The following is a 16,605-nucleotide window of genomic DNA, read 5'->3' as shown; positions in this document are numbered from 1 at the left end:
AAAGTGCGCCTATACCAGACGATGAAAACGGCGGCTTTATGTACTTTTCCATTATCATCCCCACCCTTAATGAAGCGGCGGGCATCAGCGCCTGCTTGGCGGCGTTACAGCCGTTGCGGCCTGTGTGCGAGCTGATTGTTGTGGATGGCGGCAGTACCGATGCGACCGCCGCCTTGGCCGCCCCGTGGGTAGACCAATGCCTGTGTTGTCCGCCAGGCCGTGCTAAGCAAATGAACTATGGGGCGGCACGCGCGGCGGGCGAGGTGTTGGTGTTTCTCCACGCCGACACGTTTTTGCCGGATCAAGCCTTGGCAATGATTGCCGAAAGCTTGGGGCAGGGTCGGTGTTGGGGGCGTTTTGACGTGCGTTTAAGTGGCGGGCATTTCCTGCTGAAAATCATCGCCCTTATGATGAATGCCCGGTCGCGCCTGACTGGTATTGCGACGGGCGATCAAGTGATTTTTGTCACCCGCAAGGCCTTTATGGCGGTAGAATGTTACCCTGACATAGCCTTGATGGAAGATATTGCCCTGAGTACGGCACTGGGTAAGTTGGGCAGGCCGGTGTGCCTGAGGGCTAAAGTGACCAGTTCGGGGCGGCGTTGGTTAGGTTTTGGGGTGCTGCACACCATAGTCTTGATGTGGTGGCTGCGGTGGCGGTTTGCCTGCGGCGACGCGCCTGAGCGTTTGGCTGCTATTTACGCGCGGGGGCGGTTATGGATGCGTTAATGCGTTTGGCGATTGCGGCGGGTATTTTTGGCTTGATGGTGGGCTTGGAAGCTTTGCTGCCGAAACGTCCTGTGCCTGACCGTCTGCGCCGTTGGCCCATCAATTTAGGCTTGGCGGCGCTGAATATGGCGGTGTTGCGGGTGTCGGTAGGTGGTTTGGCATACAGCGCGGCGCTGTATGCGCAAGCGGCGGGGCTGGGGCTGTTGCAGGTTGTGCCGTTGGGGCAGGGCTGGGCAGTGGCTGCTAGCGTATTGTTATTGGATTGCGCCATTTATTGGCAACATGTCGCCAGCCACCGTTACCCGCTGCTGTGGCGTTTGCATCAGGTGCATCATAGCGATTTGCTGGTGGATGCGACGACGGCGGTGCGTTTCCATCCGCTGGAAATTCTGTTATCGATGTTGTATAAAAGCCTGTGCATTATTCTGATCGGTGCCGAGCCACTGGCGGTGGTGGCGTTTGAAGTGCTGTTAAATGGCGCGGCGACGTTTAACCATAGCAACATCCAGTTACCTGACGGGTTGGAGCGGCGTTTGCGTTGGTGGCTGATAACCCCGGATTTGCACCGCATCCACCATTCTGTCCTTATCGCAGAAACCAACAGCAATTATGGCTTTGCTATCCCCTTATGGGATAAGCTGTTTAAGACCTATAAAAGCCACTCCCAACAGCCGCAAGCGACAATGCCTATCGGTCTGGCGGCTCACCGCAATCCTAAGGCCTTAGGTTTTCTGCGTTTGTTACAATGGCCGATCAAGCCGTTACCGGACTAAATGGCGATACGCTGGGAAACCAAAGCACCGTCGCCGCTGTCTGTTTGTGGCACAAGTACGGCAAACCGTACCGCGCTTGTGGTAAACTTCTGTTATTTTACGCGCCAAATCCATCTGAAAAATTAACTAATGGCTTACGAATCACTGCTGCATACGCTACAAACGAAAGGTAAACTATCGGCATCCGAATTGAAAAAGGTTGAACGGGTCAAGAAAGGTTCAATAGCGGAAAGTTTGCCACAATTATTGGTCAAATTAGGCTTATGTTCCGAGCTTGATGTGGCGGATGCGTTTGTCGAAGCCGGGCATTTTGAAAAAGTCCAACCCGATAACTACCCGTTAGAGCCGCAATTGCCTGCGAGTGTATCGTTACGCTTTCTTAAGCAATACCATATCATTGGCCTGCATCAGGATGACAGTGCGGTGACGGTGGCGATGATGGACCCGGAAGACCCTTTTGTCGTTGGCTCCCTAGGTTTGGCGATAGGCAAGCCGATAATCGCCAAAGTAGGCTTGCTGTCGGAAATTGACACCGCTTTGGAAGTCCAGTATGGCGAAGGCCGTTCGCAAATGGATAAGATTGTCGATGGCCTGACCATGGATGATATTGGCGAAGAAGATTTGGAACATCTGAAGGATTTGGCCAGCGAAGCGCCGGTCATTAAGATGGTCAACTTGATTATGCAGCGGGCGATTGAGACTAAAGCCTCGGATATTCATATCGAGCCGTTTGAGCAAAGCCTGAAAGTCCGGTTACGCGTGGACGGGGTGTTGCAGGAAATTGACGCGCCGCCTGTCAAATCGACGGCGGCGGTGATCTCGCGGATTAAGATTATGGCGAAGCTGAACATCGCCGAACGCCGCCTGCCGCAGGACGGGCGTATTAAGGTGCAAATGCTCGGTAAGGAGTTGGACTTGCGGGTGTCGAGCATTCCGACCATGTACGGCGAAAGTGTGGTGATCCGCTTATTGGATAAGGAAAACACCGTGCTGGATTTTCGTGCCTTGGGCTTTGCTGGGATTCATCTGGAACGCTTTCTCGACGTGTTGGCCTTGCCGCATGGCATTATCCTGATTACCGGCCCTACGGGTAGCGGTAAATCGACCACCATGTATGCCGCCTTAAAGCAACTCAATACCTCAGCGCGGAAAATCATCACCGTCGAAGACCCGGTGGAATATCAGATGGAAGGCATTAACCAAATTCAGGCCAAGCCGCAAATCGGCTTGACCTTCGCGGTGGCCTTGCGTTCGATTGTCCGGCAAGACCCGGACGTGATTATGATCGGGGAAATGCGCGACTTGGAAACCGCGCGTATCGCGGTGCAATCGGCATTGACCGGGCATTTGGTATTGTCCACCTTGCATACTAATGATGCCGCTGGCGGGGTGACGCGGCTGTTGGATATGGGCTTGGAAGAATATCTGCTCACCTCTACGGTCAACGGTATTTTGGCGCAACGTCTGGTCAGAAAATTGTGCGGGGCCTGTAAAGTGCCTTATGTTGCCGATGCCCAGTTAGTGGAAGATTTACGCTTGCGCCGTTTTGCGGCAGAAGGCGAGATTGTCCTGTATAAGCCTGTCGGCTGTCTGGCCTGTAATAATATGGGTTATCGTGGCCGAATGGCGATTATTGAATTTTTACCGATGACCGACCCGGTGCGCAAATTGATTATGGCGCATGAAGAGGCGGGGGCGATCCAAAAACTGGCGGTGGCGGAAGGGATGCAGACCTTGTATGAAAATGGTTTGGATAAAGTGGTGCAGGGTGTGACGACCTTGGAAGAAGTCATGCGCGTGACTTCGGAAGCGTAAAATGCCATTATTCACTTATAAAGCCATTAATGCCTTGGGCGAAACCGAAGAAGGCTTGCGTGACGCGCCAGATGAGGGCAAGTTAATCGCGGCTTTGCAGGCGGAAAACTATATCCCTATTAAAGTGGCGCTGGCCAATTCGGGGTCATTCTTAGGCTTATGGGGCGCTAAGCCCAACAAATTGACGCAAAAGGATATTTTGCTGTTTACGGGCGAATTGGCGACCTTGTTGGAGTCCGGCTTGCCCATAGACAAGTCACTGATTGTGTTGATGGATTTGACAGAAGATAACGAACGCCTGACCAAGCTGATAGCCAAAGTGTTGGAGAAAGTCAAAGGCGGCACGTCTTTGGCGGATGCTTTGGAAATGCAGGCGGGTATTTTTACCAAGTTTTATTTAAACATGATCCGCGCGGGCGAAGCGGGCGGCGGTTTGGGCGAAGTGCTTAACCGCTTGGGGGAGTATCTGGAAAGTTCGCAAGAATTAAAGGACACGGTCAGTACCGCTTTGATTTACCCGACCATTCTGTTGGTGATGTCGTTGGCTTCGGTGTTCATTATGCTGACCTTTGTCGTGCCGCAATTCACCGAAATGTTTGAAAGTGCGGGCAAGGATTTGCCCATTTCGACACAAATCGTTGTAGGGATGGCGGAATGGCTAAAAAGTTATTGGTGGGCGTTGTTTGGGGCGTTTTTTGGCGTGTCCAGTTATATGAAATTCCAACTGGCCGACCCTGTCCGTAAAAAAGTCTGGGACGGGCGGTTTTTAAGGTTGCCGCTGTTCGGCTCGGTGCTGATGAACAAAGAAACCGCCAATATCACCCGTACCTTGGGAACTTTACTGGGTAACGGGGTTTCCATCATTGCGGCAATGGTGATTGTTAGGGAAACCGTCGATAATCTGGTGATTGCCGAAGCCATCGGCGACACCGAAGAGCAACTCAAACAAGGCCGGCATTTATCGGAGGCCTTGCAGGAAAAAGCTTTGTTTCCGAAAATGGCGATGCAGATGATTAAAATGGGCGAAGAAACGGGGCGTTTGGAAGAGATGCTGTTACGCGTGGCAACCATTTACGACAAACAGCTTCGGGTCGCCATCCAACGGATGCTGGCATTTTTGGAGCCGGCCCTGATTATCACCTTAGGCCTGATGATAGCAGGCATTATCGTCTCTATCCTGCTGGCTATCCTGAGCGTCAATGATTTGGCGTTTTAACCTAGACTTACGCCGACCGCACTTACTTTTTCGCTATTTTACTGGAAAACATCATGAAAAAAACCCACATCCCAGGCCAGTCAGGCTTCACCTTATTGGAATTATTGGTCGTTTTAGGCATTATCGCCATGCTGGCGGGTATTGTCGGCCCCCAAGTGATGAGGCACATGGCCGAGGCAAAAACCAAGGCGGCGAAAGTCCAAGTTGAAGATTTGTCGGCCACCTTGGATATGTATAAGCTGGACATAGGCCGTTACCCCACCTCAGAAGAAGGCTTAAAAGCCTTAATCGAATCGCCCGACACCGCCAAGCGTTGGAACGGGCCGTATTTGCAAAAAGCCCAAATCCCTTTAGACCCTTGGCAAAACGAATACCACTATGTCGCCCCTGGCGAACACGGTAAGTTTGACCTGTATTCTTATGGCGCTGACGGTAAGGAAGGCGGCGAAGGCGAAGACCAGGATCTGGTCAGTTGGCAATAATTGCCCACCCTGCACCTAGGCTTGGCTTTGCCCGGTCACAAGGTTTTACCCTTATTGAGCTGATTGTCGTTTTGGTGATTGTAGTTTTGGGGTTTGCCGCGATAGGTATCAGCATGTCTTCAGGCCATGACACCGCCGAAATTAAGACGGCGGCCCATGATATTGTCTCGGCCTTACGCTTTGCCAGAGGCGAAGCGTTAATGAACCACGAAGCGACCACCGTCGATTTTGATCTGGACAACAACAGCTACACCGTCAGCCATAGACAGCGGGTTTATGAAATCCCTAAAGCGGTGAGCCTGACGGTCGTTACCGCGCAGAGCGAGTTGACCGGACAAGGGCAGGGCAGTATCCGTTTTTTCCCTGACGGTTCGTCCACGGGCGGGCGGGTGACGCTGGAACGCGAAACGGCAAAATGGCAGATTGATATTAACTGGCTGACCGGGGCGGCGGAACTCAATGATACCTTTGATGACGGGCATAAGTAAGCAGCGCGGTTTTTCCTTGCTGGAAATTTTGATTGCCTTTTCGATACTGGCATTGTCGATAGGCATTTTGCTGAAAATATTTGCCGGAGGTGTCCAGACCGCTGCCGTGGCCGAAGATTATACGGTGGCGGTGCAATTGGCCGAATCGCTGATGGTCAGGGCGGGGGTGGAGACACCGTTACAGCCCGGACAGGTGCTGGGGCGTGACAATGACAAGTATAACTGGCAAGTGCTGGTCAGCCCGTACCGTTTTACACCCCCTGAGGTTGACCCTACCACCCTAAAAACCGAGTTTTTTGTGGTCGATGTGACGGTGTCCTGGGATGATGGGGGCGGTAAGGGCAGGGCTTTGGAGTTGTCTAAGTTAAAACTGCGCCTGAAAGAGACAAGCACGGAGCCTGCCCAATGAAACGCTTAAAAACCGCGCTAGGCTTTACCTTAATAGAAGTGCTGATCGCCATGACGCTGCTGAGCATTATGGTGGTGCTGTTGTTTGCCAGTTTAAAAATCTGTGCGCAAAGCTGGGAAAAAGGCGAAAGCAAAATGGCCGACGTTAATGAAGTGGCGGTGGTTTATCACTTTTTCCAGCAACATTTGGCGGTCGCCAAACCGCTATGGGATGATTTTTCTATCAAAGACCAGCGGCAATTGGCCTTTCAGGGTGACGAATTGTCTTTGCAGTTTGTCGGTGAGTTTCCGGCCAGCGCCGCGAAAGTGGGCGACCAGTTATATCGGTTGCAATTAAAGGAAGTTGAGGACAGCAAGCTGATTAACGTGTCTGTGACCCCGTTTTTGCCGACCGCCGACAGCGGTGAGTTGCCCAAAGAAGAAATACCGTTAATCAAGCATGTGCGTAATGTCTCTTTTGCCTACTTCGGCCCCGATGAAATGGGTGGCGAAGGCAGTTGGCAAAGCCAATGGCTGCAACGCGATAGCCAGCCGCAATTGGTTAAAATCAGTATTGAATTGGATAACGCCATGTATTGGCCAGATATGATTGTCGAATTGAAAGTGGCGGGTTCGCAGATTGGTGCCGATGGCGCGGTAGAAACCGCGCCGGAAGAATCGGCGGAAGGGGCTGCCCAATAATGGCGGGGCAATTATCCGGCAAGGGCCGTACCCAGCACGGCTTCGCCCTGATTTTAGTCTTGTGGGTATTGAGCCTGCTGACCATTATGGCGGGTAGCTTTGCACTGAGTATGCGGCGCGAGGCGACGCTGGTGGCGGGCATTAAAAACACCGCCAAAGCCGCCGCCTTGGCCGAGTCGGGATTGGCCATCGCCGAGGCGATGCTGATGCTGCCCGACCCTAAACAGCGCTGGTTGGCGGACGGCAGCATTTATCAGATTGACACCCCAGGGGCATTTACGGTCGCAGGCGACATAGGCGGACACATCCGCATCCAATTATTTGCCGAAACGGGTAAGATCGACATGAATAAAGCGGAACAGAAGCTTTTGGAAAGCCTGTTCCAGCAATCGCCTTTGGCCGACGATGAAAAGGCCCAAGCCAGGCTGGTCGCCGCCATTCTCGACTGGCGGGATGCCGATGATGTGGTGCATCTTGAGGGGGCAGAAAAACAAGAATATAAGGATGCTGGCCTACGTTACCAGCCCGCTAACAAACCGTTCCAGACCTTGGATGAATTGCGCTTGGTGCTGGGTATGGAGGAGGCGACGTTTAAATGGTTACAGCCTTTGGTCACCGTCTATTCAGGCCAGCCTCAAGTCAATGCCCAACAGGCGACACCGGAAGTTTTGGCGGTGTTGCCTGATGCGGATATCGCTTTGTTGCAAGATTACCTGAAAAACCGCCGGGACAGCATTGTTAATGATCTGCCGATCCCTGCCGCACCGGTCGCCAATGCCAAAAATGCCCCCTTGGGCGATAATGAGGTGCTGACCATTGTCTGTGAGGCGCGGATGGATGACGATGCCAGTGCGGTTATCAGCGCTATCGTTAAAAAAGGCGATGGGCAAGGCAGCAAACCGTTTCAAGTGTTAAAGTGGCAAATACCCGTTACCCATAATGAATCTTTATTTGCCGAGGCAAAAAACGAGTTGCTCATAAAAGACTATGCCGAATCTGAATTCAACCATTGATATGGATTTTAAACGCTTCCTGCGCTGGTGGCGGCGGGAACTGATGTTTTTGGTGCCTGAAAAACTCAGGCATCTGGTCACCGACCAGCATGGCCTGTTAGTTTTCAGCCCTGAGCAATCGTATTTTAATGTGAGCTATACTTTTGCGGGAGAGAGCATATTTTTAGCGACCCTGGAGCGTAACGAAACGGGGATTGCCCAATTTAAGGCCTTACAAAGCAGTGACGAAAAATACGCCAAAGCGGGTGCGGTGTTACGTTTAGGCGAACACGACGCACTGCACCGCGAACTGCTGTTGCCCGCCGCCGCTAAAGATAATCTGCAACAAGTCGTCGCTTACGAATTGGACAAATACACGCCGTTTAAAGCCGAGCAAGTCTATTTTGCGGTGAAGGCATTGGAACCGCAAACGGAGCCGGGACATATTAAAGTCGTGCTGGTGTTGACGACGCGGGAATTGCTCGACGGCTTTTATGAGGATATGAAGGCGTTCGGCCTGTCGCCGCTCTTTGCCGATTATCAGGGCTTTGCCAATGACTTGGAAGATGACTATCGCGCCTATAACCTGTTGCCGGAGCAGTTCCGGCATAAAATCGCCAATACCTCGCGGCTGATCCATTCGGGTCTGCTGGTAACTGCCGGGCTGCTGTTGCTGACCGCACTGACTTTGCCCTTGGCGTTGCAATACCAAACCGTAGACGCGTTGGCGGAAAAGGTTAAAGTCATTGAAAAAGATGCGAAAAAAATCAAAGCCCTGCAACAGGAAGTCGATTCGGTCATTAACGAAACCCAAAAGCTCTTAGATGAAAAACGTGGCCGCCCGAATATGGTGACCATGCTTAATGAATTGAGCCATCTCATCAAGGATGACACTTGGCTGGCGTATTTGCAGTATTCGGACGGGCATTTGCAAATCCAAGGCGAATCGCCCGCCGCATCGGCGCTGATCGGGGTTTTGGAAAGCTCGGATTTATTCAATAACGCCCGCTTTGCCTCACCCGTGACCCAAAACACCGTCAGCAAGCTGGAGCGTTTCCAGATTACCGTCGATGTGACCGGCAGCATTCCCCCTGGAGGCAATACCGATGAAAATCCTTAAGCAGCCTATCATCAATAACATTAATAAAGACCGTTGGCTGGCCGTCGGCCTGTTAGCAGGCGTGGTGCTGGTGGTTGGCTCGCTGGTGCTGATACCGCTGGTCGGCCAAAGTTTGGATCTGCACGATAAGAAAGAAGGGCTGTTGTTTAAGCTGGAACAATACCAACGCATTTTGGCGAAAAAAGACGCGGTGATTGCCAGCATGGAGAGCCTTAAGGTGCAACATGACGAGCAAGGCTATTTTAATAGCCAACAAACCGATGCCTTGGCTTCGGCGGAAATGCAGGATTTTATCAAAAAAAGCATTGTTGATGCGGGCGGGCAATTAAGCAGTACCCAAGCCATTCCGGTCAGTCTTAAAGGCGGTTTTAGCCGCATTACCGTTAGGGTCAGGATGACCGGCAATAGCGAAGTGCTACGCGCGGTGCTTTATAAAATTGAAACCTCCACGCCGCTGATAGTGGTCGACCAAATTGACATTCGGCCTATGCGCGGGCGCAGAAGCATGACTTCGCATAAAATCGAGCCCAGCAACGACCTTAATGTCAATTTTCAAGCAGTCAGCTTTATGAGAAAAAAGCCCGAATGAACAGCAAACTTGTAAAAGTGTTGGGGGCCATCTGCGGCGGCTTGTTGTTGGTGATTGGCGGCGAATGGTTTTATGCCAGCGTTAGCCAACAGGAATTGTTAAACACACAAATCCCCAAAGACAACAAGCCGTTAGCCGATGCAATGCCCACCATCAACCTGACCGAACACGACGAAGAAAGCTATGGTGATTTAGTCAACCGACCTTTATTTATTGAAGGCAGAAAACCTGTTAATGAGCCGCCGCCGGAGACCGTTAAAGGCCCAGCAGTGACGGTTAATTTTGATTGGGTGTTAAAAGGTATTGTTTATAGCAGGAAAAGTGGTTTGTTGGCGTTATTGACCCGCCCTGCCACCGTCAAATCGCCCAAAGCTAGCAATAACCGCACTCAGATCCGCTTAGGGGCGATATTGGATGGTTGGCGGCTGGCGGAAGTCACTGCCGATTATGTGGTGTTCACGTTGGATACTGATCAGAAACAATTATTCTTGCACAAAGCTAAGCCTAAAACGCCTGCCCGATCCGGTAACGCCACACCACCGCCAGGTGTGCAGCCCGAAGGGACACCGCCAGAAGGTACCCCGCCTGAGGGTGTGCCGCCGCCTGCTCCCGAACAGCAGCCGGAAGATTTGATGCCCGAACCCGAATCACCAGAAGACCTCATTGAGAATAGTGAAAATGAATAATGCCCCAAAAATCACTAACGTATCCTGTCTGCTTGCGTTAGGTTTATCGTTGTCCAGTTGTGAGCATCTAGGCCCTAAACATAACCAATTGCTACCTTTGGAACCGATCAAAGCGCAGAATGCCAAAGATGCCGAAGTTTTTAAGGATTTACAAAATAAACCCACTAACAGTACAGTACGTCCCCCTGCCGAAATTTATAAGGGTACTGACCGCTATATTGCCCCTTCAGGTGGGTCAGGCAAAGTGACACCAAAAACGGGTTCTTACACTATGGATTTTGATGACACAGATTTGGCGGATGTTGCTTATGTAGTATTCCATGATGTGTTAAAACAAAGCTATGTTATTAACCCTAAAGTAGTCGGTAAGGTGACAGTCCACACCAAAGAACAGCTGACAGACGATGAAATGCTGTCAACCTTTGAAACCTTGTTGCGTATGAACGGAGCCGCATTAGTTAAGCAAGGTACTGTTTATCATATCGAGCCTGCCGCTGATACTTTATATAATTCCGATATTACAAGCGGCGGTTCCAATGCTGGCCAAGTGGGTTATCAGACCCGTATTATCCCGGTCAGAAATGTCTCCGTTACGGAAATTGCCGAGGTGATTAAGCCCTTAGTGCAGGAAAAAACAATCCTGCATGTCGATAGCACCCGCAATATTTTGGTGGCTTCGGGTACAGCGGATGAAATGTCGCGGGTGATGGATTTGGTCAGTACCTTTGACATTGATGTCTTAAAAGGCCGTTCTTTCGGCTTATTTCCGTTGGTGCATAGCGACCCGGAAGACGTGGCGAAAGAGCTGGAAGAGATTTTTGTCGGCAAGAAGGGCAAAGAAGAGTCCGAGTTTTTCCATTTTATGCCGCTTGAGCGTTTGAATGCCGTGCTAGCGGTTACCCACCAAGGCCGCTACTTGCAGGATATTGAAAGTTGGGTATTACGCTTGGACAAGCCTAATACCGCCAGCGGCGGCGGGGTCAATGTCTATAAAGTGCAACATGCCGATGCCGAAGAGCTGGCGGATACCTTAAATGAAATTTTTACCGGCGCACAACACCAAGACCGTTCGGCAAAAGTCTCACCTGGGCAAAAATCCACTGAGCTAAGCAATAAAAATAGCGGCTCTAACAACAGTTCTAACCCTAACAGCAGCACAAATTCCGCCACCGGTTCCGGTTCCAGCTCTAGTGCCAGCAGTAAGCGCTCCAAAAAAAGTACGGGCCGCAGCACCGGTTCGGCCAGTACGGGTACGGCGACGGTCGCTAATGTTGACGATGTGCGCATTATTTCCGATAAGACTAACAACGCCTTGATTATTGTCGCTACCCCACGCGAATATGAAGTGATTTTGCCTGTTATCAAGCAATTGGACATTTTGCCGCTGCAAGTGCTGATTGATGCGACGATTGTATCAGTGACTTTGCAAGATGATTTGAAGTATGGGATACAGTGGTTTTTGGACCATCAAGGCAGCAGCATCAGCAGTGGTGTGACCAAGGCCTCGCAGCTAGGTAGTGTCGGTACTGCCGCGACGGATGCGTTTGCCACGGGCGGTTTGAGCGCGGTTTACAATTCGGGGGTGATCAGTGCCTTATTAAGTTCGGTGGCGGCAAAAAATAATCTGAATGTCATTTCATCACCGTCATTAATGGTGCTGAATAATCAGGAAGCCACTATCGAAGTGGGTGACCAAATCCCCATTTTAAGCAGCAGTTTGTCAGGGGTCAGCTCGGCCAGCACCAGCGGCCTAGTCACCAGCAACTCGATACAATATAAGGATACCGGGGTGACGCTTAATGTTACGCCACGCGTTAATGCCAATGGTATGGTGATTATGGACATTAAGCAGACGGTCAGCGACCCTAAAACGACGACGGTCAGCGGTATTGATTCGGCGACCATTTCGCAAAAGAAAATCGAAAGTTCGGTAGCGGTGGTGGATGGAGAAACGATTGTTTTAGGGGGCTTAATTAAAGAGGAAAATACCTTTAATAAATCGGGTATCCCTTTTCTGAATCAACTGCCTTGGGTAGGGCCGTTATTTGGCACAACGACTAATAATAAGGATAAAACGGAATTGGTTGTGCTGATTACGCCGCGTGTGGTGAAAAGTAAACATGATTCCAGATTAATTTCGACCGAGTTCAGACGTAAGCTGACTGGCATTTACCGCCAATAATTTTCCCGGATTAAGGAAAAGCCAGCCACCATGCTTTAGCTTAGGAATGTGCATGAAATAAAATCTGTTGGACAGGCGAAAGTACGGCAACCCCCTCCCAGCCTCCCCCTTGGCAGGGGGAGGGGCGTTTTCCTCTTGATTTTCGCCTGTATGAGGTGGAAGTCATTTGCTCCCTCCCCTGCCAAGGGGAGGGCTGGGGTGGGGTTCAACACGCTGAGCTGCAATGGAACGCCTACTTAATTTTATACACGTTCCTTAAGGTGCGCGGCAATTAAAACGTGATAATTTGCTCGCCATCGCTCACTAAGACAATATCCGCAGGACGGGCGGCAAACAGGCCGACGCAGACTACGCCGGTGATGTTGTTAATTGTCCGCTCTAAAGCAATCGGCTCGGCGATGCTGAAGCCATGCACATCCAAAATGTGGTTGTGGTTATCGGTCACGCAGCCTTCGCGCCAGACCGGTTGGCCGCCCAATTTCACCAATTCTCTGGCGACATAGCTTCTGGCCATCGGGATAACTTCGACAGGCAACGGAAACGCACCCAGCACATCAACCCGTTTGCTGCCGTCAGCGATACAGATAAATTTTTCGCTGGCGGCGGCGATGATTTTTTCGCGTGTTAAGGCCGCACCGCCGCCTTTAATCAGCTGTTTTAACGGATTGATTTCATCCGCACCGTCCACATACACTTGCAATGGGCCGACGGCGTTCAAATCCAATACGGGGATGCCGACTTTTTTCAGATGTTCGGTTGTGCCTTCCGAACTGGACACTGCGCCTTCAATTTCGCCTTTAATATCGGCCAGATAGTTGATGAAGTGCTTGATGGTCGAGCCTGTGCCGACACCGATAATGCCGACATCTTTTACATAAGGTAACGCGGCATGGGCGACTTTTTGTTTTAATTCATCTTGTGTCATAGTAGGGGTTGTTCCTATAAAGTGAATGGGGTGTGCGATAATACCCCAGAAACTAGGATTATTCAGCCCATTTTTTAAACCATGCCCGAAAAATATATAGAAAAAATACTCCGCGCCAGAGTTTACGATGTCGCCATAGAAACCCCTTTAGACTTTGCCCCGTCCTTATCGGAACGTTTAGGTAACGCGGTCTTTTTAAAGCGCGAGGACTTACAGTCGGTGTTCTCGTTTAAATTGCGCGGTGCGTACAACAAAATGTCTTTGTTGCCTGACAGTGCCAAGCAGCAGGGCGTAATCGCCGCCTCGGCGGGTAACCACGCCCAAGGCGTGGCGTTGTCGGCCAAACGCCTGGGCATTGACGCGTTAATCGTCATGCCCACGACCACGCCTGAAATTAAGATTAAATCCGTCCGCGCGATGGGAGCCAGCATTGAGTTGTTTGGCGACTCCTACAGCGAAGCCTACACCTATGCCCAGCAGTTGGCGGCAACGTCGGCACGGGTGTTTATCCACCCTTATGACGACCCCGATGTGATCGCCGGGCAAGGCACGGTGGCGATGGAAATCTTGCGCCAACAAACCGCCGCCTTAGATGCTATTTTTGTGCCGGTGGGCGGCGGTGGCCTGTTGGCGGGTATTGCGGTCTATGTCAAATTTGTCCGCCCTGATATTAAGATTATCGGGGTTGAGCCGGATGATGCCGATTGCCTTAACCGCGCCTTGCAGGCAGGCAGTCGGGTGGTGCTGGATCAGGTCGGCTTGTTTGCCGATGGGGTCGCCGTTAAGCAAGTCGGTGCCGAGCCGTTCCGTTTGGCGCAAAAGTATGTTGATGAAGTCATCACCGTCAGCACCGACGAGATTTGCGCGGCCATTAAGGATATTTTTGACGATACCCGCTCTATTGCCGAACCCGCCGGGGCGTTGGCGATTGCGGGCCTAAAAAAATATGTCGACCGCGAACAAGTGTCCGGTCAAACCTTGGTCGCCATCGACAGCGGCGCGAATATTAATTTTGACCGTTTGCGCTATGTTGCCGAACGGGCGCAAGTCGGCGAACACCGGGAAATATTGCTGGCGGTGAGCATTCCCGAAACGCCGGGCAGCTTTTTGGCGTTTTGCCGTTTGCTGGGCGGGCGGAGCATCACCGAATTTAACTACCGCTATTTTGACGCGGCACTGGCGCAAGTGTTTGTCGGCCTGTCCAGCAGCGGCTTAGAGTCCGACCGCGCCACCGTGATCGACCATCTCCAGGCGCATGATTTTCCGGTCACGGATATGACCACCAATGAGCTGGCAAAAGAGCATATCCGCTATATGGTCGGCGGCCACGCGCCTTGCGAGTTGCACGAAATTATCTACAGCGTCGAATTTCCTGAACGGCCAGGGGCGTTGTTAAAGTTTTTACTGGAATTGGGCGGGCGCTGGAACATTAGCCTGTTTCATTACCGCAATCATGGCGCGGCTTTTGGTAAAGTGCTGATGGGGTTGCAAATGCCGCCAGAGCAGCAAGCTGCTTTTGAGCAATGCTTGGAGGCGTTGGGTTTTTACTATCAGGAGGCGACGGCCAATCCGGCTTACCGTTTGTTTTCTGGGGGGATGCGTTAAGAAGGCCACGAAAGACGGCAACGCTGTCTTTCGTGGCAGATCATCGGCACAGGCTATAGGGTGGTCAATACGCCTGCCCGATAATCGCGGAAAGCTTGCTCAATTTCCGCCATCGTGTTCATGACAAACGGCCCGGATTGTACGACAGGTTCGCCTAAGGGTTGGGCGGCGAGTAGTAACAGCTTGGCGGGGCTAGCGCCCGTGCTTAGGATGATGCCGTCGCCGTCGGTCAATTGTCCCAGTTGCCCCGCTGTTAACACCCCGCCATCGGTATCGACGTTAAGCATACCCTGATACACATACAGCACGGCGGTATGGGTCAAGGCCACGGGGACGGTCAGTTGCTGGCCGGGGCTAAGGCTAATGTCAAAATACAGCGGTTGGGTGGCGGCTCCGCTGACGGCACCTGTCACTGTAGTTTGCCCATCGGCATAGTCGCCCGCGATCACTTTAATAGAGCCGCCCTCCGCCAAGCTGAGGCAGGGGATGTCGGCGGCGGCAATGTCCTGATAATGCGGCGGCTTCATCTTATCTTTGGCGGGCAGGTTCAGCCACAGTTGGAAACCTTGCATCAAGCCGTCTGTTTGCTCCGGCATTTCCGAATGGATAATGCCGTGCGCCGCCGTCATCCATTGCACATCACCCGCGCGTAAATGGCCTTGGTTGCCTAAATGGTCGCGGTGCAGCATCGCCCCCGCCAGCATATAGGTTACGGTCTCAAAGCCCCGGTGCGGATGTTCAGGAAAGCCGCCGATATAATCTGTCGCCTCGTCGGAGGCAAATTCATCCAATAATATAAACGGATCGAAGGCGTTGCTGGGGGTAGGACTGATGATGCGCTTTAATTTAACCCCTGCGCCGTCGGAAGTGCGTTGCCCGTTGATCACTTGGGCTAAATGGCGCGGTTGGGTGGGGTTGGTTGTCATAGCAGTCTCCTATAATAAATGTCATGTCAGGATTTAAGTTGCGTAATCGCATTATAGTCGGACTGAGTAGAATAAAAAGCGGTATATTTTGGTTTTTTTAATCAAGAAATTAGATGGATTAAAGGGATGGGGGAGGGCTGATAAAAGCATTTGCCATTGCCTTAACGACAATAGGGTGTCGATTTTCTTTACAGTGTAGGATGTATGTGGTTATTTATTATTTTGATAATAAAGGACTTTTGTATAAAGGTGTTATTATTGCTTATATTTAAGGTCTGATAATCCTTAATCCCTACAGAGAGTATAATTATGAAGAAAACAGCATTTGCTATAGGTCTTATGTTAGCTTTGGCTGTACCCCAAGTTAACGCCAGTATCTTTGATTTTTCCTATTCGTTTACGGATGCGGGTAGTGCCAGCCATACCATAAGCGGTGAAATGGTGGGGACGCTACAGGGCGACAACAATACGGTCGATGTCAGTGCCATCCAAAACCTGATTTTTGATAGCTTGGCGCAACCGTCAATGTCTTTTACTAGCAGTGCCGATGTTTTTTTCGGGGATGGCTCCCTCATTCCGGCAGTGACGTTGGATGGTAGTTTCATGGATTTCTATGCTTGCCATACCCTAGGCGGTTCTAGCGGCTGTGACCTCTATGTGGTCATCAATAATGGCAATGGCATTGCCACCACGCAAGGCTTTTCGGATTTTACCTACCAATCCGGCGCTGATTTTAGTAACAACACCTTTTATGGCAGTCCTTTCGTATCCGCTAATTGGACTATGAGCGAAACCAGCCCGGTTCCCGTACCGGCCACTTTGCCGCTGTTGGCTATCAGCGCCGGCGCGTTTGTTTGGCAACGCCGCCGCCAAAGCCGTTAAGCCATACGGTTAACAGCTATCTACCAAGCCCGTACCGACCAATCATGTGTCGGTACGGGCTTTCCCATTCTTAAAAAACGCCCGTTTTTAACGGCAATAGGGCATGA

Annotated in this window: 17 protein-coding genes; 15 read left to right on the top strand and 2 right to left on the bottom strand. The window is 51.4% G+C overall.

Annotated elements, in window-relative coordinates; genetic code table 11:
• Positions 1–38: 38 nt before the first annotated feature.
• The 13 genes from AADEFJLK_RS02720 to gspD all read left to right on the top strand — a co-directional run bounded on the left by AADEFJLK_RS02720 (position 39) and on the right by gspD (position 12,160).
• A complete protein-coding gene (locus AADEFJLK_RS02720) occupies positions 39–728 on the top strand; it encodes a TIGR04283 family arsenosugar biosynthesis glycosyltransferase (RefSeq protein ID WP_103973214.1) in 690 nt (229 codons plus the stop codon).
• Positions 716–1,501: a sterol desaturase family protein gene (locus AADEFJLK_RS02715; RefSeq protein ID WP_103973213.1), complete on the top strand. Its 786-nt coding sequence runs from the start codon at positions 716–718 to the stop codon at positions 1,499–1,501. The genes AADEFJLK_RS02720 and AADEFJLK_RS02715 overlap by 13 nt, the downstream gene beginning before the upstream one ends.
• Positions 1,502–1,630: 129 nt before the next feature.
• Complete coding sequence (gene gspE / locus AADEFJLK_RS02710; protein ID WP_103973212.1) at positions 1,631–3,316, top strand: type II secretion system ATPase GspE; 1,686 nt, start codon at positions 1,631–1,633, stop codon at positions 3,314–3,316.
• Position 3,317: 1 nt separating this feature from the next.
• Positions 3,318–4,532 carry a type II secretion system F family protein gene (locus AADEFJLK_RS02705; protein WP_088618071.1) on the top strand — a complete coding sequence of 405 codons (1,215 nt, stop codon included), beginning with the start codon at positions 3,318–3,320 and terminating at the stop codon, positions 4,530–4,532.
• Positions 4,533–4,585: 53 nt separating this feature from the next.
• Positions 4,586–5,014 carry a type II secretion system major pseudopilin GspG gene (gene gspG, locus AADEFJLK_RS02700; RefSeq protein WP_103973211.1) on the top strand — a complete coding sequence of 143 codons (429 nt, stop codon included), beginning with the start codon at positions 4,586–4,588 and terminating at the stop codon, positions 5,012–5,014.
• Positions 5,005–5,502, top strand: a complete 498-nt coding sequence (locus AADEFJLK_RS02695; RefSeq protein ID WP_103973210.1) for a GspH/FimT family protein — start codon at positions 5,005–5,007, stop codon at positions 5,500–5,502. The genes gspG and AADEFJLK_RS02695 overlap by 10 nt, the downstream gene beginning before the upstream one ends.
• On the top strand, positions 5,486–5,911 hold the full coding sequence (locus tag AADEFJLK_RS02690) for a type IV pilus modification PilV family protein (protein ID WP_251827528.1): 426 nt from the start codon (positions 5,486–5,488) through the stop codon (positions 5,909–5,911). Before AADEFJLK_RS02695 ends, AADEFJLK_RS02690 begins: the two co-directional genes overlap by 17 nt.
• Positions 5,908–6,591, top strand: coding sequence for a prepilin-type N-terminal cleavage/methylation domain-containing protein (locus tag AADEFJLK_RS02685; protein ID WP_088618074.1), 684 nt, complete (start codon positions 5,908–5,910; stop codon positions 6,589–6,591). The genes AADEFJLK_RS02690 and AADEFJLK_RS02685 overlap by 4 nt, the downstream gene beginning before the upstream one ends.
• On the top strand, positions 6,591–7,604 hold the full coding sequence (locus AADEFJLK_RS02680) for a type II secretion system minor pseudopilin (protein WP_249027957.1): 1,014 nt from the start codon (positions 6,591–6,593) through the stop codon (positions 7,602–7,604). The genes AADEFJLK_RS02685 and AADEFJLK_RS02680 overlap by 1 nt, the downstream gene beginning before the upstream one ends.
• Entirely contained in the window at positions 7,579–8,703 is a 1,125-nt protein-coding gene (locus AADEFJLK_RS02675) for a PilN domain-containing protein (RefSeq protein ID WP_088618075.1), read from the top strand. Before AADEFJLK_RS02680 ends, AADEFJLK_RS02675 begins: the two co-directional genes overlap by 26 nt.
• Positions 8,690–9,292: a type II secretion system protein GspM gene (gene gspM, locus AADEFJLK_RS02670; RefSeq protein WP_088618076.1), complete on the top strand. Its 603-nt coding sequence runs from the start codon at positions 8,690–8,692 to the stop codon at positions 9,290–9,292. Before AADEFJLK_RS02675 ends, gspM begins: the two co-directional genes overlap by 14 nt.
• The gene (locus tag AADEFJLK_RS02665) at positions 9,289–9,978 is read left to right on the top strand and encodes a hypothetical protein (RefSeq protein WP_103973209.1); all 690 of its coding nucleotides are present in this window, start codon (positions 9,289–9,291) and stop codon (positions 9,976–9,978) included. The genes gspM and AADEFJLK_RS02665 overlap by 4 nt, the downstream gene beginning before the upstream one ends.
• Positions 9,971–12,160 carry a type II secretion system secretin GspD gene (gspD, locus tag AADEFJLK_RS02660; protein WP_103973208.1) on the top strand — a complete coding sequence of 730 codons (2,190 nt, stop codon included), beginning with the start codon at positions 9,971–9,973 and terminating at the stop codon, positions 12,158–12,160. Before AADEFJLK_RS02665 ends, gspD begins: the two co-directional genes overlap by 8 nt.
• A 271-nt stretch (positions 12,161–12,431) precedes the next feature.
• Here gspD and rpiA read toward each other — a convergent pair whose 3' ends face one another.
• A complete protein-coding gene (rpiA, locus tag AADEFJLK_RS02655; protein ID WP_088618079.1) occupies positions 12,432–13,085 on the bottom strand; it encodes a ribose-5-phosphate isomerase RpiA in 654 nt (217 codons plus the stop codon).
• 81 nt (positions 13,086–13,166) lie between these two features.
• On the opposite strand from rpiA, the gene ilvA reads away from it, so the two are divergent.
• Positions 13,167–14,690, top strand: coding sequence for a threonine ammonia-lyase, biosynthetic (ilvA, locus tag AADEFJLK_RS02650; protein ID WP_103973207.1), 1,524 nt, complete (start codon positions 13,167–13,169; stop codon positions 14,688–14,690).
• A 53-nt stretch (positions 14,691–14,743) separates the two neighbouring features.
• Here ilvA and AADEFJLK_RS02645 read toward each other — a convergent pair whose 3' ends face one another.
• Positions 14,744–15,616 (bottom strand): pirin family protein, encoded by an 873-nt coding sequence (locus AADEFJLK_RS02645; RefSeq protein ID WP_103973206.1) that lies wholly within the window; start codon positions 15,614–15,616, stop codon positions 14,744–14,746.
• 309 nt (positions 15,617–15,925) lie between these two features.
• On the opposite strand from AADEFJLK_RS02645, the gene AADEFJLK_RS02640 reads away from it, so the two are divergent.
• Entirely contained in the window at positions 15,926–16,498 is a 573-nt protein-coding gene (locus AADEFJLK_RS02640) for a PEP-CTERM sorting domain-containing protein (protein WP_146054494.1), read from the top strand.
• Positions 16,499–16,605 lie beyond the last annotated feature (107 nt).

Source organism: Methylovulum psychrotolerans (assembly GCF_002923755.1).
GTDB classification, from domain to species: domain Bacteria; phylum Pseudomonadota; class Gammaproteobacteria; order Methylococcales; family Methylomonadaceae; genus Methylovulum; species Methylovulum psychrotolerans.
This window is presented reverse-complemented; position numbering and strand designations above follow the sequence as displayed.